Origin of the sequence: Geobacillus sp. B4113_201601 (assembly GCF_001587475.1) — a bacterium.
Classification (GTDB): domain Bacteria; phylum Bacillota; class Bacilli; order Bacillales; family Anoxybacillaceae; genus Geobacillus; species Geobacillus icigianus.
Genome location: NZ_LQYX01000079.1, coordinates 6,386 through 29,520 on the forward strand (window position 1 = coordinate 6,386; position 23,135 = coordinate 29,520).

Genomic DNA, 23,135 nt, shown 5'->3' on the forward strand with positions numbered 1-23,135 from the left:
CCGATGACATGGAATCCTTGTTTCAGGCAGGCTTCGATGAGCGCTTGGGACGGATACCACGCACATCGGCCGAGTCCACTTTTCTTTGAGCGAAGAAAGCATCTCGATCGCTTGGTCGATTTTGCTTCTTCCCGTTGTCTTGTCATACAAACGAAAGGCGAACGGAAACGTTTGCGAGAAGGTATGCACCATCCGCCAAACGAGCGAATGCCCCCAGACGGATGGATGATCTTTGTGCGAGTAGTGCCAATCACACCCTTGAATGGCGCGGGCAGCCCGTGACGAAGACTTCGTTTTTTGGCAAATGGGATCATCCATCGAAACAAAAAAGACTGATTCTCCGGATTGGCGATTAGCTTAATGTGATCAATGAGTAATGAAATTACCACTCATATATCGACTTCTCTACTATGGCTTAACGAAAACTTTTTAGACAAGAAAGGCAACGATAAACTCGAAAGAAAACACAAAATAATCCCGCTGAAAAATGCTTTTGCCATGGATTTTGCTACATATTCTTTCGATATGTCTTCTATTTGTTTTTTTATGTTAGCAATGTTTTTGTCTATATTGATCAACTGTTGCTTCACTTGTTCTTCGATTTTCTTTTGCATTTCTGGAGACATTGGCGTTCCATTTGGAATCTTTGCGAGCATCTCTTTTTCAATATTTTTCGCAAGTAATTGCGTACTTCCCTTATCTAGTTTCAACAATTTATCGTTATTTTTTTCCTCAAAAAAAGTATCTCTTTGTTTCATTAAAACTTCCTGAATAGAATTTTTCACCTCTTCAGGAATGTTTGATTTTTTTACGATCATTACTCCTTCATCGACTACGTTAGCGGAATAATGATTTAGAAAGCTTAATGTTAAAGACACAAACAAAGCTACTCCAACCGCTCCCCCCATATTCCGAACCATCGCAAAAATACCTGAACTTAAAGAAATTTGAGTTTGGGAAACGGCGGCCGTGCATACTGTCACACTAGTAATCATAATAATCCCTAAACCTGTTCCTAAAATAGCAAGAAATGAAACCATATGTAAAACACTTATATCCGTATCAATATTGATAAGCAAGATCAACCCCATTACACTTATGATATATCCTATTACCATAGGAATAAGATAACCAATTTTATCAATTACTCTCCCAATAATTGGTGCTACGATAAGCATAACTCCGGAAAGGGGGGTAATTGCAAATGAAGCTTCTAATGTACTAAATTCCTTCACTCGAATGAGAAATATAGGAAGTAAAATTAATGTTCCCATTAATAATATGCCACCGAGGAAATTCGAAACTAACCCTGAAACATACAAACGATTCCTAAAAATAGAAAAATCGAGAATAGGTTTTTTTACTTTTGTTTCAACAAAAAGAAATAGGGCTCCGCTCATAACGCTAATTAGGAAATAAAGAACGATTTTATAAGATGTCCATCCAATTTCTTCCCCTTGCAAAATGGCATACGTAAGAAAAAACAAACTCAAACTCATCAACAAAATCCCCAATGGATCGAGTTTAAACTTATGAATGGGTTCATTTTGTACTCGAATAGCAAGATATATGAACGGAAATGCCAATAACACAATGGGGACATTAATATAAAACACCCATCTCCAGTGAATATACTCTGTAATAAGTCCTCCTAAGCTCGGGCCGATAGCAACCGCCATAGCACCTACAGCTCCCCAAATACCCATTGCTAATCCCATTTTTTCTGGAGGAACAGCTGTTCTAACTAGCGTCATACTTGTAGGGATGACCATTGCTCCGCCTATTCCTTGCAAAATTCGAAAAATAATAAGAGAATCTACCGTCGGTGCAATTCCACATAAAAACGAGCTAACTGCAAAAATGATGACTCCCCACAAAAAAGTGCGAACACGCCCTAACATATCAGCCATTTTACCGAGAGTAACTAATAATACTGCAAGTGTAAGAACAAACCCGTTTATGATCCATGAGGCTTTGCTCAGGTCGATTTTGTAATCATCAATAATATTAGGAATTGCAATATTTACTACAGTACTATCTAAAAACACTAGAAAAAGCCCAATGCTTACTGCAAACACTTGTTTTAATCCTCTGTGCCGTTGTTCGTTTACAGTTTCAGTCATATCCTGCTCCTCCCTCTATAAATATTGATGTATCAAGGCTTTGCGGCCTCTCAGGGGTGTCAAAAAAATATTTTTCGACAAAATCCCTTACATCCTTTTTCAGTTTTGTGGATATCTTACAGACCTAGGGTGCGCTTCGCGGCCAATACTCCTTATAATTTTTATGTAATCAAAAATGGCTCTTGCGTTCTTTTATCTCACACACTTTTTTAAAATTATTCTTACTCATCCTAATTATACATCCATTTTCTTTCCTCCTCACCGCCAACCTGTGTCGGAACCCCGCCATTTTGTGGCGGAATACCGACACGAGATAGCAGACCCCAAAAAAGAAAACGCCCTCACCGATCCGATGAAGGCGTTAACATATGGAGCTCTGGAATGAACCCTAGTTGTTTGGCTTTTTCCACGGCTTCTACCCTCGAAGATACATGCAGCTTTGTGAAAATGCGCGATAGATGCCGTTCTACACTTCGTTGGCTTATATAGTGTTTTTTAGCAATATCTTTATTGCTTAAACCGTTGGCCACCTCGAATAATATTTCTTGCTCGAACTGACTCAGCGCAACATGTTCTTCATTTTCTTCCATCTTGGCCTTGACTTCGCAAAGATGCAGTTGGCGCAGTAAATGCACAGGAATGACCGCTTCATCTCTTAACGCACAACGAATCGCTGTAATCAATTGCTCGCTCGTTGCCGTTTTACTGACAAAACCTGTAATGCCTGATTCAATCAAATAATTCAAAAAAGGAGCAACATCATATCCGGTATAGATGACAATTTTCGCATTCGGTTGTTTTTGGAGAATTCGTTTACTTAATTCGATACCGTTCATATCTGGCATACGCCAATCAAGCAAATACACATCATAAGTTTGTTGTTCCATCATCTGTTCCGCTTCTGTGCCAGATGTCACAAGTTCTACTTGAAAATCTTGTTCACTCTCAAGCATATTCTTTGTTCCTTCACCAACAAGGCGATGATCATCGACAACCAAAATGTGAATCATCGAGTCCTTTTTCTCCTTCCCATACCTATAATGGAATGGCAATCCGTATATCCAGCCCCTTACCTAGTTGTGACGTCATCTTGAATGTTCCACCTAAGCCTTGCACGCGCTCTTTGATGCCAAACAAACCAAGCTTTCCATCACAATGATTTAATTTTTCCATGTCTATACCTATACCATTGTCAACATAATGAAGTTGAACCTCCTCATTTTGGACCTCCAATGTGAGTTGAATATACGACGCCTGCGAATGTTTCATCGCATTGTTTAATAATTCTTGGATCATCCGATAAATAGCAAGCTCCCGTTCTTCCTCCAATTTGGCTGATAAATGAACATTCCATTCGATTTTTATATTCGCACGTAATTGGAATCGTTGGATTAACTGTACGATCGCTTCCTCTAATCCGATTTGACTCAAAAATGGCGGTCTTAATTCATGGCATATCTCTCTTGTTACATCAATCATATCTACGATTTCTTCTTCAATGTAGTTTAGCTGCTTTTTCATTTCTTCCACACGCATATTTTGAAAGCGCAAGCTCTCCACTTTCCGTTTTAAAACAATTAAATCTTGAAGAATCGTATCGTGCAAGTCAATGGCTAACTTTCTTCGTTCCTTTTCCGACCATTGAAAGATCAAACGAGTGAGCCAAACAGAATTACGTCTTTGCTTTACATGGTTGAGCTCTTTTATCAAATCCTCTACTTTTACCATATTTTCCATCGTGACGCTGGCATAATAGACAATGGTGGATAACCAATCTTTTTGTTCTGACCGGAATGGAATAGGATGTTTCTTTTTTCCGATTAATAGTAAAGGACTTTGGCGGAATGAACCTACAAAAACCGCAAACAAACGCTTATTTTCAATCAGTTTTCCAATCGAAAGTGGTTGTCTATCCATCTTTTTGGTTAACTTCGTCCACTCTTTTTCATCGCAATGAAACGGGGCTTGCATACTTCTGATCGCTTGTACAAAAGCTAGATTCTCTATATCTAATACTTCTCTTACCTCTTTTTCTAGGCATTGGATCACTTCCCGCATGTTTTTCTGTTTTTTTAATGTTTCACCGATCCGATAGATACTTTCTTGATAACAGTCTTTTTGTACGTATAACTTCGTCCTTAATGTTCGATCGAAATATCCTTTTGAATAGAGAGCAAGGATATTTATTCCATAAATCAGTAAAAACAACAAAGCGAGTTCAACAAGTCTCCTCGCTTCATTGACAAATTTGGCATAAAGCAACGTAACAAGAAAAGCTGGAAGTAATGATAAAAAAGCATAGTACACAAAGCGATTGATAGAAAACGGCAATCGAAATAGCCGATCCGTACAAATCAAATAAAGAAAGACGGATGGCAACACAAAAAGCGAAATAACGGTTAATTCGGCTGGTAGTACCCATTTTCCAATGATTAGAACCGGGAGACTATAAAATAAAACAAATGGCGCGGCAGATAACCCTATGGACAAAAGCAAACCTTTGACTGTATGTTGCTGTTCATCTTTATTAAGATAAACCCATCCTTTTCCTAACAAAGCAAGAATGGTACCTATATTGATAAGGAATGTCGCCAATAGAACTTCCGCTTCACTTAGTAAATGAGATAAAGAAATAACGAAGGCAACGAAGTTAAAACTATAAAGAGAAAGAACGATTTTTTTCGTAAACCATCCTTTCTTTTCTCTTTCAAAATAATGATAAATGAAATGCAGAAAGACAGCAGGCAATTGTAAAAATATAGCGTTAAACATGTAACGCCCAAACGGTACATATTTCGCTGATAAGCTGGCACTGATATAACAAAGCCCCGCCAGCAATAAAAAGTAAATGAGGACGGTCGCCGATTGGTCATTCAGCCGTAGACGAAGCAAAAACATGCTTAAACTAACAGCGAATAGAAAAAAACCCAATGGCAAGGCAATATAATATAGCCATTGTTTCGCTCCATGCGATCGATCGTCAACCGTCAATGTTTGGATTTGCTTTTCTCTCTGAATCGTTATTGTTTTCGCTTGTTCAATTGTTTTGTATTTCCGGACAGTAAAATGGGAGAGCGGGGGCTTTCCATCCACTTTCAACACTTGATCATGAAGATGAATACCATGTTTTTTTGCCCAACCAAACTCGTAAATATCGTTAACAATAACATCACCATTGTTATTTTCTACCACCTCCATACCGATCAATGGATGTCTAACATTTAAAATGGTTAAATATAGTGCTACCATCAAAGCAACAACCATTACCATGACCATTCGACTCATCGTTATCTACTTCCAATATCCGAGCGGTTCCGTCGATTCACTAAATACCCTTACAACCGCTTTTACCTCTAACTCACTTAAGCCGATCAAGCTCACCGTACCATTTTGTAATTTTTCGATGACTTCCGGATGTTCGATTAAAAAGCGAATGATTTCTTTTTCCATCCTTTCACCCCAATAGAGGAATTACAACAAAACTCGCGGAGTTCCTTCTTCAAACGAATTGAAATTTATAATGATCCCTTGTTCTTCATCGCCCACTGATGTCGATGCTACTTTTGGGGGAATCTTCCCGCGAAACGGTTGGACTCAAAAAAAAAAAACGGGACGCTCACAAGTGAACGCCCTTTCCGTCGATTTTTAGGTTGAGTGAATCCATTTCAATACCAGCACCTGTTTTTGGATTACTTTTTAGTCCTTCCGCTTTTAACCATTTTATCGCTTTGTTAAATTCACGTTCATTATGCCAAATTGAGAACGATAAAACCTGCTTTTGCTTCGTCGATCTCTCCCATATCCTCGTTTTTCCTCATAGAGCCAATCCGAAAAAAAAAACATCAGCCATGTGCCCTTTTCTTATAAAAACATTAGATGAAGTGATTAATATGGAAACCGTACGGGAACCGCCTTATCGTTGCGCTGATATCAGCCTAAAACCGCCTAGCGTGTCCCGATAATGAAAGGAGAATGAACATGGAAAAGTATATGTTAGAAACCCATCATGTAAGCAAAATGTTCGGAAAACAACTCGCTGTTGATGATGTGTCCATGAAAGTTCAAAAACATACTGTGTATGGCTTGCTCGGACCAAACGGAGCCGGAAAGTCCACGCTTTTAAAGATATTGACAGGGCTTTTGCGTCCTACGAAAGGGGAAATCGTGATCAACGGCCATCCTTGGAGCCGGAAAGACTTAAAACATATCGGTGCGCTGATCGAATCTCCTGCTCTTTACGGCAATTTAACCGCTCATGAAAACTTGCTTGTTTACGCCAAATTACTCGGGCTGCCCGAGTCGCGCATCCGGGAAGTTTTGCATCTTGTCGGTTTAGAAAACACTGGGAAAAAGAAAGCCGCGCAATTTTCTCTTGGGATGAAGCAAAGGTTGGGAATCGCCAAAGCTCTTTTGCATCATCCCCAACTGCTCATCCTTGACGAACCAACCAATGGATTGGATCCATTAGGCATACAAGACTTGCGAAAGCTGATTCGATCCTTTACACAAAACGGAATCACTGTCATTTTATCGAGCCATATTTTGTCCGAAGTGAAACAATTAGCGGATTATATTGGCATTATCCAAAACGGGAAACTCATGTATGAAGGGAAAATCGACGAGAGCCAAGATCTCGAAAAACTGTTTATTGATGTAGTGAGCAAACAGTGAGGGAGGATGGAGACGATGCTCAATATGTTCGAATCAGAACGTTTAAAGTATCAACGAACATTTGCGAAGAAATTGGTGTTTATTGCCCCGCTTTTCTTTATCCTATACGCCGTCATTACTATGCCGGCCATGAATTCGGCACACAACTATTTTGAATACACGGTGTTCAATTGGTGGCCATTGATTTTCGTTCCGATTGGCACCGCGTTGATCGCTTCCTTGTCAATCATGAGAGAGAAAAAGTCGGGAAACGATAAAGCGTTACGCTGTCTCGATATTAGCATAACAGGTCTATGGTGGAGCAAAATCGCCGTCGTCGCCTATTATCTGTTGCTTTCTACCGTGGAACTGATCATCTTGCTTGTTTTATTGAAATGGTTGGTACCTAGCAGCCTTTCATCCGCTGTGGTCGCTGGATGCGCCGGCTTGGTCATTTGGTTGACCTCTTTATCGTATATCCCAATCGGATTGTTTGTGGCCGAACGGTTTGGGATCGTCGTTTCGATCATTGTCAGCGTCATTGGCCTCGCTGTGGGAGTGATCGCAGCAACAACGCCTTATTGGCTGTTCATTCCATGGAGTTGGGGCATGAGGTTGATGTGCCCGATCGTCGGGGTTCATCCTAACGGGGTTCCCTTGAAAACAGGGGATCCGCTCTCGGATCCTTCGGTCATTCCCATCGGCTTAGCGATGGCTCTTGCCATGTTTCTGCTCTTATCTTTTCTAACCGCCGTTTGGTTTGCGCGAAAGGAAGTGTATTGACATGTCGTTTCTACGCCTTCTGTCCTCCGAATGGCTCAAAACGAAACGCACCGCGATTCGGCTGATGATGATCATCACGCCAATCAGTTATTCGCTTTTGATGGTGTGGTATTTTTCACACTATCACACCATCATGTTCCTAGAAACGAAAATATACGAAGCATTTTTTGAAGTGATGACCGTTTCCTTGCCGATCATCATCTCCCTGCTGACCGGGCTGATGGCCTATCAAGAAGAAAAAGCAGGAAGTTTCATGAACATCTTGACCGGCCCTGTATCCAAAATGAAATCGTATATTGGCAAGCTCACGCTGCTGATCTTTCTAGCAGGCGCGGACATCTTGCTCGCGACGCTGCTCATGCTCTTGGGCATGAAATACGTGCTCAAAGTGGCACCCATTCATGAACACGTCTTTTTGCAAGGAGCGGCGCTCTCCATCGTGGGCTCCCTTTTTCTTTTTTCCTTGCATCTGTTCATCAGCTTTGCCTTTGGAATGGGAGCCTCGATCGCCGTAGGAAGCGGTGGATTTCTCATTGCTGCTCTGCTCGGGGCAACATCGTTAGGCGACCACATTTGGATGTATGTCCCTTGGACATGGGCTGTGCGTCTTTCCCAACTCCCCCTTCTGTCAATGCCCGAAATCAAGCAAGCCGTAGGGGAGCTGTTGTTGCATTCGTATTCCCTATCATTGCGGGAGGGAACGGCCTATGCTCTTCTAAGCTTTCTCATCGCAACCGTCATCGGTTCCATCTGGTTTCAGCGTTGGGAAGGAAACAAACCGCACGAATGACATTTCTCCCTCGTCAGGGAAATGTAAGGAGGGCAAACGATGAAACATTCCATTTTGCTCGTCATATGGATCGGTATTTTCTTTATCGGAGGCTGTTCCGTGATCAGCGACTTAAAAAAGACCGCCACACAAAATATGGAGATCGACCGACAATTGCCAAAATACGAGCTGAACAAGGACAATTTGCAAGAAATTCGCTACCAAGGCCGAATCTACGTGATTCAAGCTGCCAAAGTCGATCGACAGCACTTGAACAAACCGATCGGAAAAGTAGCGGAGACGATTACAATCAATGAACATCACCGCATTTTGAGCAAAAAGGAGCTGCGAAAAATCGAAATCATTCCCGACCAAAAAGACGAAAAACGAACTCATTTGAACTTTGGTTGGGTATACAGCATCAAAGGCGTAAACCCGGAGGAAGAAGTGGCCGTTACGGTGAACCATCAATTTCTCATCGCCAAAAGGAAATAACCGCCAAACGATCGCAGCTAGGGAGGCCCCCTAGCTGCATCCTCCACTTCTACAACGGCGGGAAGGTCCTAAAATGATCAAGAGACAGCTCCTTAATATAAAATTCAACCGTTGCGCCGCCTTTGTCATTGTTGTACGCCCAAATGTCCCCACCATGATGATTGACGATTTGTTTCGCAATATACAGCCCCAATCCGACATGATGTTTATACTGCTTATCTTGATAAAAAGGCTGGAACAACAAAGACGTATCGTTTTCTTTAAACCCCGTTCCTGTGTCTGAACAGCGAAAATAAATTTTGCACGCATTCCCCTCTTCTTCATCATGCACTTCCAACGTAATTTCTCCGCTTTTTGTAAACCTCAAACTGTTGTATAAAATATTGTCCAACACTCTCATGACCATTGCTTCATCAAGCACATAAGACGATCGTTGCAAATTCACATCAAAGCAAATCGCTAGCGATGGTTGACGAGAAACCATGGTTGAGAGCTCTCGTTTCTTCTCATCAAGCATTTGCTTTACATCCACTTCTTTTGCGTTCAATAAGAAGTGGCTCTTCTCCACTTTATAGAGCAACGACAAATTATCCGTCAACATGGTCATCTTTCCACAGTTTTTACGAATGATCTCTAAGTGGGGCGTGACATCAAAGCGGTCCGACTTTCTCAAATCTTGAATCAAATCAATTTGGCCTTGGATGACCGTTACTGGCGTTCGAATATCATGCGCGATCGATGACACCATCATTTTTCGTTCGTCATCGGTCTTTGCTAAACGTTCCACCATTTCTTTCAACGCACTGATCATGGCATTAAAGGAATTCTGGATTTTCATAAACTCTTTTCTTTTCAACCCCGAGACGTGAAAATCAAAATTCCCGCTGGCAATGTGATCAGACGCCGCGAGCAACAATTTGATATTGTGAAACAATGATTGGTACAGCCTAGATGTAAAGAAAATCAAATAGACAATAAAAAAGAGCAATGGAGAAATCAGCAACGCAGCATAAATGAACACAGGTTCCAAGCGCTTTTGATTGTTAATGATAAACCCAAAAGGTGCTTTCAACACATATACCGCCTGAATGGCGTTATCATGCTTCAAGGGAATGAACCGATACACATAGCTTCCTTTTACAATCTCACGGTTGATCGATTGACTAATATCCACTTGATCGTCTATAATTTCTCGATCACCATACAGATGCTTACCGCTGATGTCTACAACTTCTCCCTGTATCTTTTCACTGTAACGATGGATGGGAATGAATCTCCCCTTGAAAATCGCCTCTTCGTTTTCTTTTATCTTTTTTTCTATCAAATCCAAATCTTTGACGAAATAATTGGTCGGTTTCACCACATCGTTCGTGGCTAATGTAATAATCAAGTAGATTAAGCATAAATAAGTAACGACCGAAGAGATTGCCGTTGCCAACACGACTTTCACAACTAACAAATAAAAATCTCGTTTAATCGTTTTATCCTTTTTCATCGGTCACATCCCATTTATAACCGAGCCCATATAATGTTTGAATATAAGATGTGTCCGGGTCGACGGCCTTGATTTTCTTGCGAATATTTTTAATGCTTTCTGTAACAGTGTCTAACTGGCTGTCGGAGTCAATCCCCCATACTCGTTCAAAGATTCTTTCTTTGGAGAAAACGACCTTTTTATTGAGCATTAACAGCTTCACAATCTCATATTCTTTTTTTGTTAACGGTAATTTCTTTCCTTTACAAAAGACTTCGTTAGCCAAAAGATCGATCGTGATATGTTTCGAACTCAAAAGATATCTCTCGTTTGAACGAATCCGTTCTTCCCTTCGTAAATGGGAATCAATTCGCGCCTTTAACTCCTTTAAGCTGAACGGTTTGGTGATGTAATCATCCCCACCGATCGCCAACGCTTGAACCTTATCTTCCTCCATCGCTTTGGCGCTGACAAATAAAATGGGACAATCCACCCGATCGCGAATGATGGTGCACAGTTCCATCCCATCAATGCCTTCCATCATGATATCGAGCAAAATTAAATCAACATGTTCGTTCATTGCTTTCAACGCTTCCATCCCGCTGTGGGCCGTTTCTACCTGATAATGATGAAGCTCCAAATATTGTTTGATTGTACAGCAAATGTCTTCTTCGTCATCGATAACTAAAATTTTCTTTTTGTTCATCTTTTGCTCCCCCATATTCGCGAATTTCGACATGACACCCATGACGGTCATTCTGAGGCAATATGGGTCATCCCGGTAATCATTCCTTCATTCATTGCATACACTTCGTGGCATAATGACTGGATGTCCACCTTGTTGTGAGACGTCAACAAAATGGTGCATCCTCTTTTGTTTTCTTCCCGAATCATTTGGTACACTTGATCCACTGATTTTTCATCCAACGCATTCATCGGTTCGTCGAGCAGCATCAACTGCGGCTTCTCCATGATGCACTGTGCGATAGCCAGTCTTTGTCGCATTCCAAGAGAGTAGGCTTTCACCGGCCTTTTATCATGCGGATCCAACCCTACCCGCTCCATTGCCTCTTTTACCTCGCGCTCGCCGATTTTGTTTTGAATCATGGCTAAAAAATGCAAATTATCGAATCCTGAGTATTGTTCAAGGAAACCTGGTTTTTCCAATAAAACAGAAATATCGCTCGGAAAGGATACATCTTGGTGCAACGTCTGGCCAAATACCGCCACCGTGCCGGTGGACGGCTTCACCAATCCACTGATGACTCGGAATAACATCGTTTTCCCCGATCCGTTCGGCCCGACGAATCCATAAATCTTTCCTTTTTCCAATTCCAAGTTGATATGGCGCAACACTTCTCTTCCTTTTATCGTTTTGGAAACATTGGACAAGACGATCGCCTTCATATCGAACCCCTCCTAGATATAATCCGCGTTCTTCACTCTTTTGACCGTCCAATACCCGAACAGACCCATCAACAAGAGTTCCACAAACAGAGCCGACCACACGATAAGACCGCCCCGCAAATGATCGACCATGCTGTAGTATAAGGGAACGAAAGCCATCGGCTGCTTCACACCTATAAAAAACAAAGCGAGAATGACGGCATTAGCCAAATGATTCGTCGCGTGTACCTTTAAACACATCCACACGCTGGCATGCCAATACAAATTCACAGCAATGCAAATGAACATGACCACTAACGAACGGTCAAACGAAACCGCCATATGCGACACAAAGAGACCGAAAACGCTAGCGATCAAAAACGCCGCCAATACATACACCAATGTAAACGGAACAGCTGCCAGCAGCCTAGCTATCGTGTACGACGTCGTATCCCTTAACAAAATGAACAGTGTATGTTCAAAATATTGATCACGTTTTTTCCAAACGATTTGGAGCAACACCACATAGCCGAAACAAAACATCAGCCAATACATCCAATTTGAGATCGTCACCGCTCCGAATAAGCGGGCGAATAACTCCGATAGGTGTTGGGAAGAAAACGCCTCTGACCTGATGGACATCATAGTGCCCAACAGCGGGAACAAAAGGCAGGTCATCATCATTTTTTTGAACTCCATTTTGATGAGAGTAAACTCCAAATCCATTCGTTTCATAAAAGATCATCCTGAACATAGTAGTTTTTGTTGTTTGACGAAAACCGAATCATATGGATCAACAGCAACATCATCAAAACGAAAACTAGGATTGTCCAAACGGGAGACACTCTCTCACTGATGTAAAATACGTACGGTATCATCTTGAAGGTGAACATATCCAATATGGCCAGTGTGATAACCGTTACGACGCTGAAAAAACGGTTCGCCCAAAAATCGGTTAGCCACACAAACATCAACCCGAATATCGCTGTGAGCAAAAAATACGTAATAAGAAAATAAAGGAGCGAGCTTTTGTCCCCACGATATGGCACGTATAAAAAAGCCGCATGGACGTTCTTTATGTTGGGATATATGATATATTTCACCAACGTTGTACATAATCCGCCTACTGCGACAACCCAAAGAGACATACAGACAGCTAAGGCGAGGACGAGCAGCGCTTTATGCATCCCAATCTGTCCCCGGGTGCGGTATCTTCTTAGGATCATCCACGTATTGGTTCGCAACATTGAACCTAAAAGAAATAAAAACGCAGGCAGATGGAAAAATTCATACCGATAGAGCAAGATAAACTCTTTTAGACTATGCCATTTGCCAATCGTGATTGATCCCCACGGCAGGACGGCTGCAAACATCAACAAGGCAATGACGCCTAGAACGGTCTTGATGACGGTTCGATGCAACGTTACATCTTGCCAAATGAAAAAAACACTCTGTTTACAGAACATCTTCACTTTTCTTCACTCCATACGAAAATACCCCTACCGCGATCAACAATTGGAGGACAAACACGATGGCCATTTTCCAATAGGACAATCCTTCTACTGGTTGTGAAGGAAGTAAAAAATTAAACGGATCCCAAGCAAGTTGGCCGATGATGGTCAGCACCGCCCAACAAAGCATATAAATGATTTGTGGCATCAACGTAATCAAATACCGATTTTTCAACAACAAGGAACATCCTAAACCAAGGCAGACGTAACCGCTGGCAAATAGCCCCCCGATTACATAATAAACGAGTGCATACCAATAAGGGGAAATCTCCAGCAAAGATGAAAAAAGCGTTTTCTTTTCTCCCGCAAATGAGTTGTCCGGCAACGGCAGCGTCCCAGCGATCAATTGCCGATATGCTTGGGAATAGCTCGAATAATCCCAATGATTCGTCAACAGATTCACCAGCACAACTCCCAGCACAAGAGGAAGGAGGAACAAGAAAAAAGCGCTGATATAGGTAAACATAAACTTCCTTCGGTAATAAGCTCCTCTTCCCATCCGTGTCAATTGATAATGAACATTTCCGCTCTTTCGTTCACGATCCATCGAATCCACCAATGGGATCGACAACAATAGCGGGAAAAGGAAGTAATATAGAGATGAGAGTACGTTAAAGTGGAAGCCTCCTAGGCCAACCCATTCAAGGTGAGGCGATGCCAAGGCGAAAACATTGGGATTGTCGTGGTAAATTCGTTCAAGCAACTGCACATTTTCACGATAATCTTTCACTCCCAACACGACAGCGCCGATGACAAGCAGCAGCAGGCAGGCTGTGCTGATATAAAGATTTTTATTTTTCAGCAGTTTCCGCAACTCGATATCCATTCTCTCCTCTCCCCCATCAATAAACCGTTTTCTTATCTACGCTCTAGATGGCTGGTGAAAAAACCGCTGTCACACCCCGATCGGCGGCATTTTCATTCAGAAAAGAAAGCTGATTCCGTGAAAATGCCGAACTGGCGCGGATTTTCATCCCCTGGTGGAGGGCAAAACGTTGCCCATGGATCTTTTCTGTGAGGTTTCTCTCATTGAGAAATGGGTGGAACTCAGCGGTATGTTGCACGAAATCACCGGCCTCCTAGGAGGCTAGTTGATGTAATCGTGGATACGGCTTCCTAGCGTCATTTCTCAAATAGAAAAACCTTGCAACAATGCAGCATTTTGATTCATCAACCAAAGGAAATCACTATTTTTCATCAACCTTCCAGACAGCCGGTCATTCAAGAAGGAATGCCGCTTTCATCATTTCTCAAATAAAAATGGCATTCATTCGCTGATCAACGAAAAACGGCTATTTTCCACTACTCTTCTCTTCGATAAACCAGCCATCTATGAAAAACAGTAAAACCTAATCCTAAGCATTTTCTAATGTCGCTGGAAACACGTTAGTTTTCGCAAGATTCCCCCCTCTCTTGACGACTCTTCCGCACCTTTGGCGGGTGTTGGTCAAGGGCGAATCCGGCTCTCCGCATGCCCCACGATGCTCAATGGGACGGTCTGTGTGGAGTTTTCATAGAACTTTTGACGCTACCCTTTACAGCCCTTTGCTCAGATCTTGACCTATGTCCCCGGAACGCGCCAAAGTCAACCCAACTGTATTATAACATATCATACATATAAAGCAAGTAGTGAAAGAAAACAAAAACGGCTGGCCTCCATTCCGACCAGCCTTTGAGCTTACCTACTATATCGTTATCTCGCCGCCACCCCCTGACTCTGGCGAATGGCTTGGCGCAAGTCGTCCAAAATGTCATCGATCGACTCCGTGCCGACGGACAGGCGGACAAGACCCGGGGTGACGCCGGCGGACAGCTGTTCGTCCGGGCTCAGCTGCTCGTGCGTTGTGCTGGCCGGGTGGATGATGAGCGATTTCGAATCGCCGATGTTGGCCAAGTGCGAGAACAGCTTGACCGAGTCGATCAATGTTTTCCCGGCTTCGACGCCGCCTTTGATTTCAAAGGTGACGATCGCACCTTGCCCGTTTGGTAAATACTTTTTCGCCAGCTCATGCGACGGATGGCTTGGAAGTCCTGGATAGCTGACCGATTCGACAGCCGCTTCCGCTTCCAAAAATTTCGCAACGGCGAGGGCGTTTTCGCTATGGCGCTGCATCCGCAAGTGAAGCGTCTCTAACCCTTGCAACAGCAAAAACGCATTAAACGGCGACAGCGCCGCCCCTAAGTCGCGCAACAGCTGGATGCGCGCTTTCGTGATGTACGCCGCTTCGCCGACGGCGTCGACATACACCAGCCCGTGGTAGCTTGGGTCGGGTTCGGTGAACTCTGGAAACTTGCCGCTTCCTTTCCAGTCAAACTTGCCGCTGTCCACAATCACGCCGCCGATCGAATTGCCGTGACCGCCGATAAACTTCGTCGCCGAATGGACGACGATATCGGCGCCGAATTCAATCGGCCGCAGCAAGTACGGGCTGGCGACCGTGTTGTCGACAATGAGCGGAATGGCGTGGCGATGGGCGATGGCGGCGACCGCTTCGATGTCGAGCACATCGTTTTTCGGGTTGCCGATCGTTTCGGCAAACACTGCTTTCGTTTTGTCAGTAATGGCTTTTTCGAAGTTTTCCGGATCGGACGGATCGACAAACTTCACCGTAATGCCAAACTTGCGCAGCGTATGGGCGAACAAGTTGTACGTGCCGCCGTAAATGGACGAAGACGATACAATTTCATCGCCCGCTGAGGCGATGTTGATGATCGAATAAAACACCGCCGCCTGCCCCGATGAGAGCGCGAGCGCCCCGACGCCTCCTTCTAGCGCTGCGATCCGCTTTTCCAGCACATCGTTCGTCGGGTTCATAATGCGCGTATAAATAAACCCTTCCTCTTTTAGCCCAAACAAGTTGGCCGCGTGCTCACTGTCGCGGAAGACATACGAACTCGTCTGGTAAATCGGCACGGCTCGCGCGCCCGTTTCTCCATCCGGTTTTTGCCCGGCGTGGATGGCGAGCGTCTCCGGGCGGAATGTGCGTTCATTGCTCATCGTTTTCCTCCCCCTCGGTTTGGTTTCTTCCTCTCCCGCTCCTCTTGGTGTTGATATCCAACTAATCCAGTTGGTTTTATATAAAAATCTACCATTCCCATCGGGGGATGTCAATCATGTTTTTTTAAAAGTCTAAAAAATCAATGAACGAAACAAGCCTGCGAATCGCAGGCTTGTCCGATGGGTTACCGCTTGTTGATTTCCTCGATGAGCAGCTTGTTGACAAGCGGTGGGTTGGCTTGTCCTTTCGTCGCTTTCATCACTTGGCCGACGAGGAAGCCAAGCGCGCGGTCTTTGCCGTTTTTGAAGTCTTCGACCGATTGCGGGTTGGCGTCGAGCACTTCGAGTACGATTTTGCGCAGCGCTCCTTCGTCGGAAATTTGCACGAGCCCTTTTTCTTTGACGATTGTCTCTGGGTCGCCGCCGTGTTCGACGAGCTCTTTGAACACTTTTTTGGCGATTTTCGACGAAATCGTGCCGTTTTGGATGAGCTTGATCATTCCGGCCAAGCTTTCCGGCGTCAAGGCGATGTCATGGAGCTCTTTTTGCTCGGCGTTTAAGTAACCGGATACTTCGACCATAAGCCAGTTGGACGCCAGTTTCGGGTCGGCGCCGTTGGCGACCGTCGCTTCAAAGAAGTCGGCCATTTCTTTCGTCAAGGTGAGCACTTTGGCGTCGTATTCCGGCAAGCCCCATTCCTCGACATACCGCTTCCGGCGGGCATCCGGGAGCTCCGGAATTGAGGCGCGGACGCGTTCTTTCCATTCGTCGTCAATATAGAGCATGACCAAGTCCGGCTCTGGGAAGTAGCGGTAGTCTTCCGATCCTTCTTTGACGCGCATGAGCACGGTCGTTTTCGTCGCTTCGTCAAACCGCCGCGTTTCTTGGCGGATGACGCCGCCGGAGAGCAAAATTTTCTCCTGCCGTTTCGCCTCGTACTCGAGCCCCATGCGGACGAAGTTGAACGAGTTTAAGTTTTTCAATTCGGTTTTCGTGCCGAATTGGTCCGACCCGATCGGGCGGAGCGAGATGTTCGCATCGCAGCGGAGCGACCCTTCTTCCATTTTGCAGTCGGAGACGCCGGTGTATTGGATGATCGCCTTTAATTTTTCCAAATACGCATACGCTTCTTCCGGCGAGCGGATGTCCGGCTCCGAGACGATCTCAATGAGCGGCGTCCCTTGGCGGTTAAAGTCGACAAGCGAATAACCGTCGCCCGTGTGCGTCAATTTGCCGGCGTCTTCTTCAAGGTGAATGCGGGTGATGCCGATTTTTTTCTTTTTCCCGTTCACTTCGATTTCAATCCAGCCGTTTTTGCCGAGCGGCTGGTCGTATTGCGAAATTTGGTACGCTTTCGGGTTGTCCGGGTAAAAGTAGTTTTTGCGGTCAAATTTCGTCTCGGTTGCGATTTCGCAGTTGAGCGCCATCGCCGCCTTCATCGCAAATTCGACCGCTTGCCGGTTCAAAACCGGCAGTACGCCCGGATACCCTAAGTCGATGACGTTCGTTTGCGTATTCGGGGGCGCCCCGAAGGCGTTCGGGCTGCTGGAGAAAATTTTCGATTTCGTTTTCAGCTCGACGTGGACCTCAAGTCCGATCACCGTTTCAAAATTCATCGTCGATCCCCCCTTACAACACCGGTTTTTGCTTATGGTAGTCGGTCGCTTGTTCAAAGGCATGAGCGACGCGATAGACCGTGCTTTCATCAAAGTGCTTGCCGATGATTTGCAAGCCGACTGGCAAGCCGTCGACAAAGCCGCACGGCACGGAAATCGCCGGCACGCCGGCAAGGTTGACCGGAATGGTCAAAATATCGTTCATATACATGGTCAGCGGATCGCTCGTTTTCTCTCCGATTTGAAACGCCGGCGTCGGCGTGGTCGGACCGATGATGACGTCGTACTGCTCAAAAACGTTTTCGAAGTCGCGCTTGATCAACGTCCGCACTTTTTGCGCTTTTTTGTAATACGCATCGTAATAGCCTGAGCTTAAAGCAAACGTCCCGAGCATGATGCGGCGCTTGACCTCGTTGCCGAACCCTTCGCTCCGCGTCAATTTGTACATGTCGATCAAGTTTTTCGCGTTGTCGGTCCGATATCCGTAGCGAACGCCGTCAAAGCGGGCAAGGTTGGCCGATGCTTCCGACGAAGCGAGCAAATAGTACGTCGCCAAGGCGTATTTTGAATGCGGCAGCGACACTTCTTCCCATGTCGCTCCGAGCTTCTCGAGCACGTTGAGCGCGGCAAGCACCGACTGGCGCACGCCTTCGTCGACGCCTTCGCCCAAATATTCTTTCGGCACGGCGATTTTCAAGCCTTTGATATCGCCCGTCAACGCCTCGACATAGTTGGGCACCGGGATGTTCGCTGACGTTGAATCCATCGGGTCAACGCCAGAAATCACTTGCAGCAAATAGGCGTTATCTTCCACCGTGCGCGTAATCGGGCCGATTTGGTCGAGCGATGACGCGAACGCGACGAGCCCGAAGCGCGACACGCGGCCGTACGTCGGCTTCAATCCGACAACCCCGCAAAACGCCGCGGGCTGGCGGATCGAACCGCCCGTATCCGAGCCGAGCGAAAACGGCACTTCGCCTGCCGCCACCGCCGCCGCCGAACCGCCGCTGGAACCGCCCGGCACGCGCTCTAAATCCCACGGATTGCGGGTCAGCTGAAAGCCGGAGTTTTCCGTTGACGAGCCCATGGCGAACTCGTCCATGTTCAGCTTCCCGATCGTAATCGCGCCCGCAGCGTTCAGCCGCTCCATGACGGTCGCATCATAAATCGGATCAAAGTTGTATAAAATTTTACTGGCGCATGTCGTGCGCAACCCTTTGGTAACAATGTTGTCTTTAATGCCGATCGGCAAGCCGAACAGCGGGTGGGTCTCCTCGCCTTTCGCCAACTTGTCATCAAGCTCTTTCGCTTTCGCCCGCGCTTGCTCTTCGTTCAGCGTTAAAAACGCCTGCACTTTCTCTTCCACTTCGCCGATGCGGCGGTATGATTCGTCAACTAAATCGGAAATCGACACTTCTTTTTTTTGCAGCAACGTATGTAATTCCGACACCGTATGGTCAAAGAGCGACATAAATCCCCCTCCTTACTCTAAAATAGCGGGCACGCGGAACTGGCCGTCTTGCTGGTCCGGCGCGTTTTTCAACACTTCCTCGCGCGGCAGCCCCGGTTCTGGAATATCCTCGCGCATCACGTTTCGCATATCAAGCACGTGCGAAGTCGGCGGCACGTTTTCGGTATCCAATTCATTCAACTGCTCGGCAAACGTAATGATCGCGTCGAGCTGTTTCGTAAACATCTCCGCCTCTTCCTCGGTAATCGCCAACCGCGCCAAGTCGGCGACATGCTTCACTTGTTCGAGCGAAATTCGCGACATCGTGTTCACCTCCGACATGGTCGACCTTTCACAATACTATGATGATACCAAAATAAAAGGAAATAAAGCAACATTCCGGCTAACATTTCCTTTGTTGTCCATTGACAAGTTCGAACATATGTACTATAATGGCCATAACGTAGGAAAAAAAGGGGGATGATGACGATGAGTGAAGCGCTGCTCGCTCAAGTGCTCGACCGCTTGAACGCGATGGATGGCACGCTCCGACTGCTTGTCGAAGGGCAAGAGCGGCTCGAGCGTGAACAAATCGCCATTCGTCAGGAACAAGAAGAAATTCGAAAAGAACAACAAGAAATCCGAAAAGAGCAGCAGGAAATCCGTCTGGAACAGCAGCGTCTGCGCCAAGAACAAGATTCGCTTCGCGCTGGGCAAAAGGAATTGAACAGCATCGTGGCCGCTCTTCTCCACCGCCAAGACGAAACAGACGCCAAACTAGAAGCTCTCGCCGCCGATGTCCACCATCTTCACCAAGAATTTGCCTCATTGAAACAAACGGTGGACCGCCTCGAACAGAAAATGGATTCCCGCTATGAGCAATTGGCTGCCCAAATCGAAGACATCAAGCTGGACTTGAATTTTATCGCCCATCGCACCGTCGATAACGAACGCATCATCTACAAGCTTAAAGAAATGCTGTTCCGCTAACCTATTCCCAATCCAGAAGGAGTTCGCCGCCATGAACGTCGCGTTTGACCATCTCGTCCACCTGACCGAGCGCCCGGAACAGGCGAAAGGCTCGTTTGAACAGTTAGGGTTTACGGCCATCCATGGCGGCCGCCATGAGGCATGGGGAACGTATAACGCGTTATGCTATTTCGCGCCGCTAAGCTACATCGAATGGATCGGCATCGCCGATGAGCAGACGGCGAACGCCTGCCAAAATCCGCTTATTGCCCGACTTGTCGCTGACCGTCAAGAGGGGAATGGCTTCTCCCAGTTTGCCTTTCGAACAAACGATATCCAACAGCTGGCTGTACAGCTCAAAAGCAAAGGATTCACTCCGATCGGGCCGTTCTCCGGCAGCCGCCAGCGCGATGACGGCAAGTTATTGACGTGGGCGATGCTGTTTATCCGAGACGATACAGACGGCGCGTGCCGCTACCCGTTTTTCATCCAGTGGGACGAGCGCGATGACGTGCGGATGAACGAGCTGGCGCCGCTCATGCGCCATGCAAATGGGGCGCCGTCGTTGTCGTCCGTCAGCGTTTATGTGCGTCGCCTCGACCGCGCCGTCAACAGCTACCGTCGGCTGTTTGATTTGCCGGCAGCGAATGTGGGGCGCGATGAGGCGGGGACTTATGCCGAACTCACGGTTGGCGGCGTCAGCCTCCGCTTTTCCCAAGCGGATGAACCCTCGTCGACAAGGCCGTTTGCCTGCCGCATCGTCGGCAGCAAGCTGCAGCGCCGCCTCGAGCTGGCCGGAGGGACGTATATCTTTTCCGAATTGTGACCGCCCCCCACATATCCTCCTTTGCCGCGGAATAAGATGGAATAACCGCAGCTCCACCCGGGGAGCTACCCGATGGCAAAGGAGGATCGACACGTGGCGCATCCGTATGTTTCTCCGAGGCTGCCGATGGAGACGATGATCTCGATCATTCGACACGGATTAACGAAACCACCCGCTCCGAAAACGGTCGTCATTATCGGTGCCGGCATGGCCGGGCTTGTCGCGGCGTCATTGTTGAAACAGGCAGGCCATCGCATCACGATTCTTGAAGCATCCGAGCGGGTCGGCGGCCGAATCTACACGCTCCGCTCCGACTTCCGCGACGATCAGTATCTCGAGGCGGGCGCGATGCGCATCCCGCACACCCATCCATTGACATTGGCATATATCAAAAAATTCAACTTGCCGCTCCACCCGTTTATCAACAGCACCCCGCGCGACATTTTCTATTTTCGCGGCATCAAAGCGCGCCTGAGCGAATACGAACGGCATCCCGATCTCTTCGGCTTTCCCGTCGCCCCCCACGAACGGGGCAAAACCGCTTCCGAGCTGTTGCAAATGGCCATTCGTCCGGTCATTCAATTCATTGAACAAAATCGAGAGCAACATTGGCCGATTGTCATCGAACGGCTCGACCGCTACTCGCTGGACGCCTATTTGCGCTACAACCCATTCGGCCCGAGGCTGTCGGTAGGAGCCATCGACATGATCAAAACCGTTCTCTCGCTTGAAGGCTTCCCGGAATTGTCGTTTCTTGAGGTGTTGCGCGAACTAATGGTCTTATTTACGCCGAACATTCGCTTTTATGAAATCGCCGGCGGCAATGACCAGCTTCCCAAAGCTTTTTTGCCGCAGCTGAAGGACGAGATTCTCTTTAGTCATAAAGTGCAAAAAATAATCCAGCACGAAAACAGCGTCACCGTCCATGCGACCCATACGAAAATTTTTCAGCCGTTTCAAATCACCGCCGATCGGGTGATCGTCACCATCCCGTTCTCGGTTTTGCAGTTTGTCGACATCGAACCGCGCCATTCGTTTTCCGAAAACAAATGGAAGGCTATTCGTGAACTTCATTATGCCGGTTCAACGAAAACGGGCATCCAGTTTAAAACCCGGTTTTGGGAAAAAGAAGGAATGTTCGGTGGAAAAAGTGTGTCCGACTTGCCAATTCGATACACCCAATATCCTAGCCAAGGCATCGGCACGCCAAGACCGGGCGTCGTCTTGGCTAGCTATACGTGGGAAGACGACACGATCCCGTGGGACAGCTTAAGCGATGAGGAGCGGCTTGAATACACGCTTAAAAATTTAGCCGTCCTCCATGGGGAACAAGTGTACCGCGAATTTGAAACCGGAACAAGCCATAGTTGGGTGCGCGATCCGTACTCGGGCGGCGCCTTCACGATGATGAAGCCGAACCAAGTGACAGAGCTGTCGCCGTACATCGCTCTCCCCGAAGGAAGGGTCCATTTTGCCGGCGAACATGCGTCCACCCACCACGGCTGGATTCAAGGAGCGATTGAATCGGGCATCTGCGCCGCGTATGAAGTGAATGAAGCACCGGCTTGACGAATCGCTATGGCACCGTCCATTTGGCCAGCGGCGTGTGAATGAAGGGCCAGCCAGATATGCGGCAGCCCCACCTCTTTTGTCAGTGCTGAAACAGCGAGCGCGCCGCCGTAAATGCGCACAATGCCGCAGCGGGGAAAAACGCTCCGAGCCCCTGTGCCGATTCTTTCATGAGGGAGACGGTGATTTCGTACAACATCCTGCGATTCCATCTGCTTCTCCGTTAGAAAAGCCGGGTGAAATCAGCCTTCTTTTTCGGCGAAATGCCGCAGATTTGCTCTTGGCAGCCGTTTTTCACCAACCCTCTAGAAGGCTGGTGAAAAATGGTTGTTTCTTTTGAGCAATGGGGGATCGTTTGAAAGGTAATCCTGATGCGACGAGGCTTTTCTATTTGAAAAACGGGCTTGATCAGCGGCTTGCCCCCTTAAATCACCGGTCTCCTAGGAGGCTGGTGAAAAACGGCTGATTTCCTTCATCAATGGAAGAATGATTGAAAAGCAGGCCCGATACAACAAG

At 46.4% G+C, this 23,135-nt stretch carries 22 protein-coding genes and 1 pseudogene; 7 read left to right on the forward strand and 16 right to left on the reverse strand.

The genetic code is table 11. The annotated features are described in order from the left end of the window. From B4113_RS20585 to comX, 5 genes and pseudogenes are all read right to left on the reverse strand, one after another. Positions 1 to 336, reverse strand: a pseudogene (locus B4113_RS20585) (IS701 family transposase); the annotation flags it as partial. 53 nt (positions 337 to 389) lie between these two features. Continuing rightward, complete coding sequence (locus B4113_RS10955) at positions 390 to 2,123, reverse strand: MFS transporter (protein ID WP_033842559.1); 1,734 nt, start codon at positions 2,121 to 2,123, stop codon at positions 390 to 392. Positions 2,124 to 2,464: 341 nt separating this feature from the next. After that, complete coding sequence (locus B4113_RS10960; protein WP_033842560.1) at positions 2,465 to 3,133, reverse strand: response regulator transcription factor; 669 nt, start codon at positions 3,131 to 3,133, stop codon at positions 2,465 to 2,467. A 25-nt stretch (positions 3,134 to 3,158) separates the two neighbouring features. Further along, positions 3,159 to 5,408: an ATP-binding protein gene (locus B4113_RS10965; RefSeq protein WP_033842561.1), complete on the reverse strand. Its 2,250-nt coding sequence runs from the start codon at positions 5,406 to 5,408 to the stop codon at positions 3,159 to 3,161. Between the two features lie 6 nt (positions 5,409 to 5,414). Beyond that, positions 5,415 to 5,573, reverse strand: a complete 159-nt coding sequence (gene comX / locus B4113_RS10970) for a competence pheromone ComX (protein ID WP_033842562.1) — start codon at positions 5,571 to 5,573, stop codon at positions 5,415 to 5,417. 528 nt (positions 5,574 to 6,101) lie between these two features. Here comX and B4113_RS10975 point away from each other — a divergent pair. Genes B4113_RS10975 through B4113_RS10990 form a run of 4 tightly spaced genes read left to right on the forward strand, consistent with a single transcriptional unit; the run spans position 6,102 to position 8,820 of the window. Further along, positions 6,102 to 6,794, forward strand: coding sequence for a lantibiotic protection ABC transporter ATP-binding protein (locus B4113_RS10975; RefSeq protein ID WP_033842564.1), 693 nt, complete (start codon positions 6,102 to 6,104; stop codon positions 6,792 to 6,794). A 15-nt stretch (positions 6,795 to 6,809) separates the two neighbouring features. Next, positions 6,810 to 7,556: a lantibiotic immunity ABC transporter MutE/EpiE family permease subunit gene (locus B4113_RS10980; RefSeq protein ID WP_033844711.1), complete on the forward strand. Its 747-nt coding sequence runs from the start codon at positions 6,810 to 6,812 to the stop codon at positions 7,554 to 7,556. Between the two features lies 1 nt (position 7,557). Next, a complete protein-coding gene (locus tag B4113_RS10985; protein ID WP_033842565.1) occupies positions 7,558 to 8,346 on the forward strand; it encodes a lantibiotic immunity ABC transporter MutG family permease subunit in 789 nt (262 codons plus the stop codon). A gap of 39 nt (positions 8,347 to 8,385) precedes the next feature. Next, positions 8,386 to 8,820, forward strand: a complete 435-nt coding sequence (locus B4113_RS10990; protein ID WP_033842566.1) for a NisI/SpaI family lantibiotic immunity lipoprotein — start codon at positions 8,386 to 8,388, stop codon at positions 8,818 to 8,820. A gap of 49 nt (positions 8,821 to 8,869) precedes the next feature. Here B4113_RS10990 and B4113_RS10995 read toward each other — a convergent pair whose 3' ends face one another. The 11 genes from B4113_RS10995 to gatC form a co-directional block, all read right to left on the reverse strand. Continuing rightward, on the reverse strand, positions 8,870 to 10,315 hold the full coding sequence (locus tag B4113_RS10995; protein ID WP_033842567.1) for a HAMP domain-containing sensor histidine kinase: 1,446 nt from the start codon (positions 10,313 to 10,315) through the stop codon (positions 8,870 to 8,872). After that, entirely contained in the window at positions 10,302 to 11,000 is a 699-nt protein-coding gene (locus B4113_RS11000) for a response regulator transcription factor (protein WP_033020709.1), read from the reverse strand. Before B4113_RS11000 ends, B4113_RS10995 begins: the two co-directional genes overlap by 14 nt. A gap of 47 nt (positions 11,001 to 11,047) precedes the next feature. Continuing rightward, positions 11,048 to 11,701: an ABC transporter ATP-binding protein gene (locus tag B4113_RS11005; protein ID WP_031405914.1), complete on the reverse strand. Its 654-nt coding sequence runs from the start codon at positions 11,699 to 11,701 to the stop codon at positions 11,048 to 11,050. Between the two features lie 12 nt (positions 11,702 to 11,713). Next, positions 11,714 to 12,415, reverse strand: a complete 702-nt coding sequence (locus B4113_RS11010) for a hypothetical protein (RefSeq protein WP_061912496.1) — start codon at positions 12,413 to 12,415, stop codon at positions 11,714 to 11,716. Next, positions 12,412 to 13,152 carry a hypothetical protein gene (locus tag B4113_RS11015; protein ID WP_061912497.1) on the reverse strand — a complete coding sequence of 247 codons (741 nt, stop codon included), beginning with the start codon at positions 13,150 to 13,152 and terminating at the stop codon, positions 12,412 to 12,414. Before B4113_RS11015 ends, B4113_RS11010 begins: the two co-directional genes overlap by 4 nt. Then, positions 13,136 to 14,017 (reverse strand): NADH dehydrogenase, encoded by an 882-nt coding sequence (locus B4113_RS11020; RefSeq protein ID WP_061912498.1) that lies wholly within the window; start codon positions 14,015 to 14,017, stop codon positions 13,136 to 13,138. The genes B4113_RS11015 and B4113_RS11020 overlap by 17 nt, the downstream gene beginning before the upstream one ends. Positions 14,018 to 14,060: 43 nt before the next feature. Further along, complete coding sequence (locus B4113_RS11025; RefSeq protein ID WP_061912499.1) at positions 14,061 to 14,255, reverse strand: hypothetical protein; 195 nt, start codon at positions 14,253 to 14,255, stop codon at positions 14,061 to 14,063. Positions 14,256 to 14,884: 629 nt separating this feature from the next. Continuing rightward, positions 14,885 to 16,189 carry a homocysteine synthase gene (locus B4113_RS11030; protein WP_061912500.1) on the reverse strand — a complete coding sequence of 435 codons (1,305 nt, stop codon included), beginning with the start codon at positions 16,187 to 16,189 and terminating at the stop codon, positions 14,885 to 14,887. A gap of 185 nt (positions 16,190 to 16,374) precedes the next feature. Then, positions 16,375 to 17,805 carry an Asp-tRNA(Asn)/Glu-tRNA(Gln) amidotransferase subunit GatB gene (gatB, locus tag B4113_RS11035; protein WP_061912501.1) on the reverse strand — a complete coding sequence of 477 codons (1,431 nt, stop codon included), beginning with the start codon at positions 17,803 to 17,805 and terminating at the stop codon, positions 16,375 to 16,377. A gap of 13 nt (positions 17,806 to 17,818) precedes the next feature. Further along, entirely contained in the window at positions 17,819 to 19,276 is a 1,458-nt protein-coding gene (gene gatA / locus B4113_RS11040; protein WP_061912502.1) for an Asp-tRNA(Asn)/Glu-tRNA(Gln) amidotransferase subunit GatA, read from the reverse strand. 12 nt (positions 19,277 to 19,288) lie between these two features. After that, complete coding sequence (gene gatC, locus B4113_RS11045; RefSeq protein WP_031405929.1) at positions 19,289 to 19,579, reverse strand: Asp-tRNA(Asn)/Glu-tRNA(Gln) amidotransferase subunit GatC; 291 nt, start codon at positions 19,577 to 19,579, stop codon at positions 19,289 to 19,291. A 159-nt stretch (positions 19,580 to 19,738) separates the two neighbouring features. Here gatC and B4113_RS11050 point away from each other — a divergent pair, with 159 nt between their 5' ends. The 3 genes from B4113_RS11050 to B4113_RS11060 all read left to right on the forward strand — a co-directional run bounded on the left by B4113_RS11050 (position 19,739) and on the right by B4113_RS11060 (position 22,619). After that, on the forward strand, positions 19,739 to 20,245 hold the full coding sequence (locus B4113_RS11050; RefSeq protein ID WP_061912503.1) for a hypothetical protein: 507 nt from the start codon (positions 19,739 to 19,741) through the stop codon (positions 20,243 to 20,245). Positions 20,246 to 20,276: 31 nt separating this feature from the next. Then, positions 20,277 to 21,050, forward strand: a complete 774-nt coding sequence (locus tag B4113_RS11055) for a VOC family protein (RefSeq protein ID WP_033842569.1) — start codon at positions 20,277 to 20,279, stop codon at positions 21,048 to 21,050. 93 nt (positions 21,051 to 21,143) lie between these two features. Next, positions 21,144 to 22,619, forward strand: coding sequence for a flavin monoamine oxidase family protein (locus B4113_RS11060; protein WP_081897144.1), 1,476 nt, complete (start codon positions 21,144 to 21,146; stop codon positions 22,617 to 22,619). Positions 22,620 to 23,135: the final 516 nt, after the last annotated feature.

What these genes read in the sequence shown, in the direction of transcription:
- B4113_RS11020 (WP_061912498.1), bottom strand. Translation starts at nt 14,017, where the DNA reads ATGGATATCGAGTTGCGGAAACTGCTGAAAAATAAAAATCTTTATATC.
- gatA (WP_061912502.1), bottom strand. Translation starts at nt 19,276, where the DNA reads ATGTCGCTCTTTGACCATACGGTGTCGGAATTACATACGTTGCTGCAA.
- gatB (WP_061912501.1), bottom strand. Translation starts at nt 17,805, where the DNA reads ATGAATTTTGAAACGGTGATCGGACTTGAGGTCCACGTCGAGCTGAAA.
- B4113_RS11050 (WP_061912503.1), top strand. Translation starts at nt 19,739, where the DNA reads ATGACGATGAGTGAAGCGCTGCTCGCTCAAGTGCTCGACCGCTTGAAC.
- B4113_RS10965 (WP_033842561.1), bottom strand. Translation starts at nt 5,408, where the DNA reads ATGAGTCGAATGGTCATGGTAATGGTTGTTGCTTTGATGGTAGCACTA.
- B4113_RS11030 (WP_061912500.1), bottom strand. Translation starts at nt 16,189, where the DNA reads ATGAGCAATGAACGCACATTCCGCCCGGAGACGCTCGCCATCCACGCC.
- comX (WP_033842562.1), bottom strand. Translation starts at nt 5,573, where the DNA reads ATGGAAAAAGAAATCATTCGCTTTTTAATCGAACATCCGGAAGTCATC.
- B4113_RS10980 (WP_033844711.1), top strand. Translation starts at nt 6,810, where the DNA reads ATGCTCAATATGTTCGAATCAGAACGTTTAAAGTATCAACGAACATTT.
- B4113_RS11055 (WP_033842569.1), top strand. Translation starts at nt 20,277, where the DNA reads ATGAACGTCGCGTTTGACCATCTCGTCCACCTGACCGAGCGCCCGGAA.
- B4113_RS10975 (WP_033842564.1), top strand. Translation starts at nt 6,102, where the DNA reads ATGGAAAAGTATATGTTAGAAACCCATCATGTAAGCAAAATGTTCGGA.
- B4113_RS11000 (WP_033020709.1), bottom strand. Translation starts at nt 11,000, where the DNA reads ATGAACAAAAAGAAAATTTTAGTTATCGATGACGAAGAAGACATTTGC.
- B4113_RS10990 (WP_033842566.1), top strand. Translation starts at nt 8,386, where the DNA reads ATGAAACATTCCATTTTGCTCGTCATATGGATCGGTATTTTCTTTATC.
- B4113_RS10995 (WP_033842567.1), bottom strand. Translation starts at nt 10,315, where the DNA reads ATGAAAAAGGATAAAACGATTAAACGAGATTTTTATTTGTTAGTTGTG.
- B4113_RS10985 (WP_033842565.1), top strand. Translation starts at nt 7,558, where the DNA reads ATGTCGTTTCTACGCCTTCTGTCCTCCGAATGGCTCAAAACGAAACGC.
- B4113_RS10960 (WP_033842560.1), bottom strand. Translation starts at nt 3,133, where the DNA reads ATGATTCACATTTTGGTTGTCGATGATCATCGCCTTGTTGGTGAAGGA.
- B4113_RS10955 (WP_033842559.1), bottom strand. Translation starts at nt 2,123, where the DNA reads ATGACTGAAACTGTAAACGAACAACGGCACAGAGGATTAAAACAAGTG.
- B4113_RS11010 (WP_061912496.1), bottom strand. Translation starts at nt 12,415, where the DNA reads ATGAAACGAATGGATTTGGAGTTTACTCTCATCAAAATGGAGTTCAAA.
- B4113_RS11005 (WP_031405914.1), bottom strand. Translation starts at nt 11,701, where the DNA reads ATGAAGGCGATCGTCTTGTCCAATGTTTCCAAAACGATAAAAGGAAGA.
- gatC (WP_031405929.1), bottom strand. Translation starts at nt 19,579, where the DNA reads ATGTCGCGAATTTCGCTCGAACAAGTGAAGCATGTCGCCGACTTGGCG.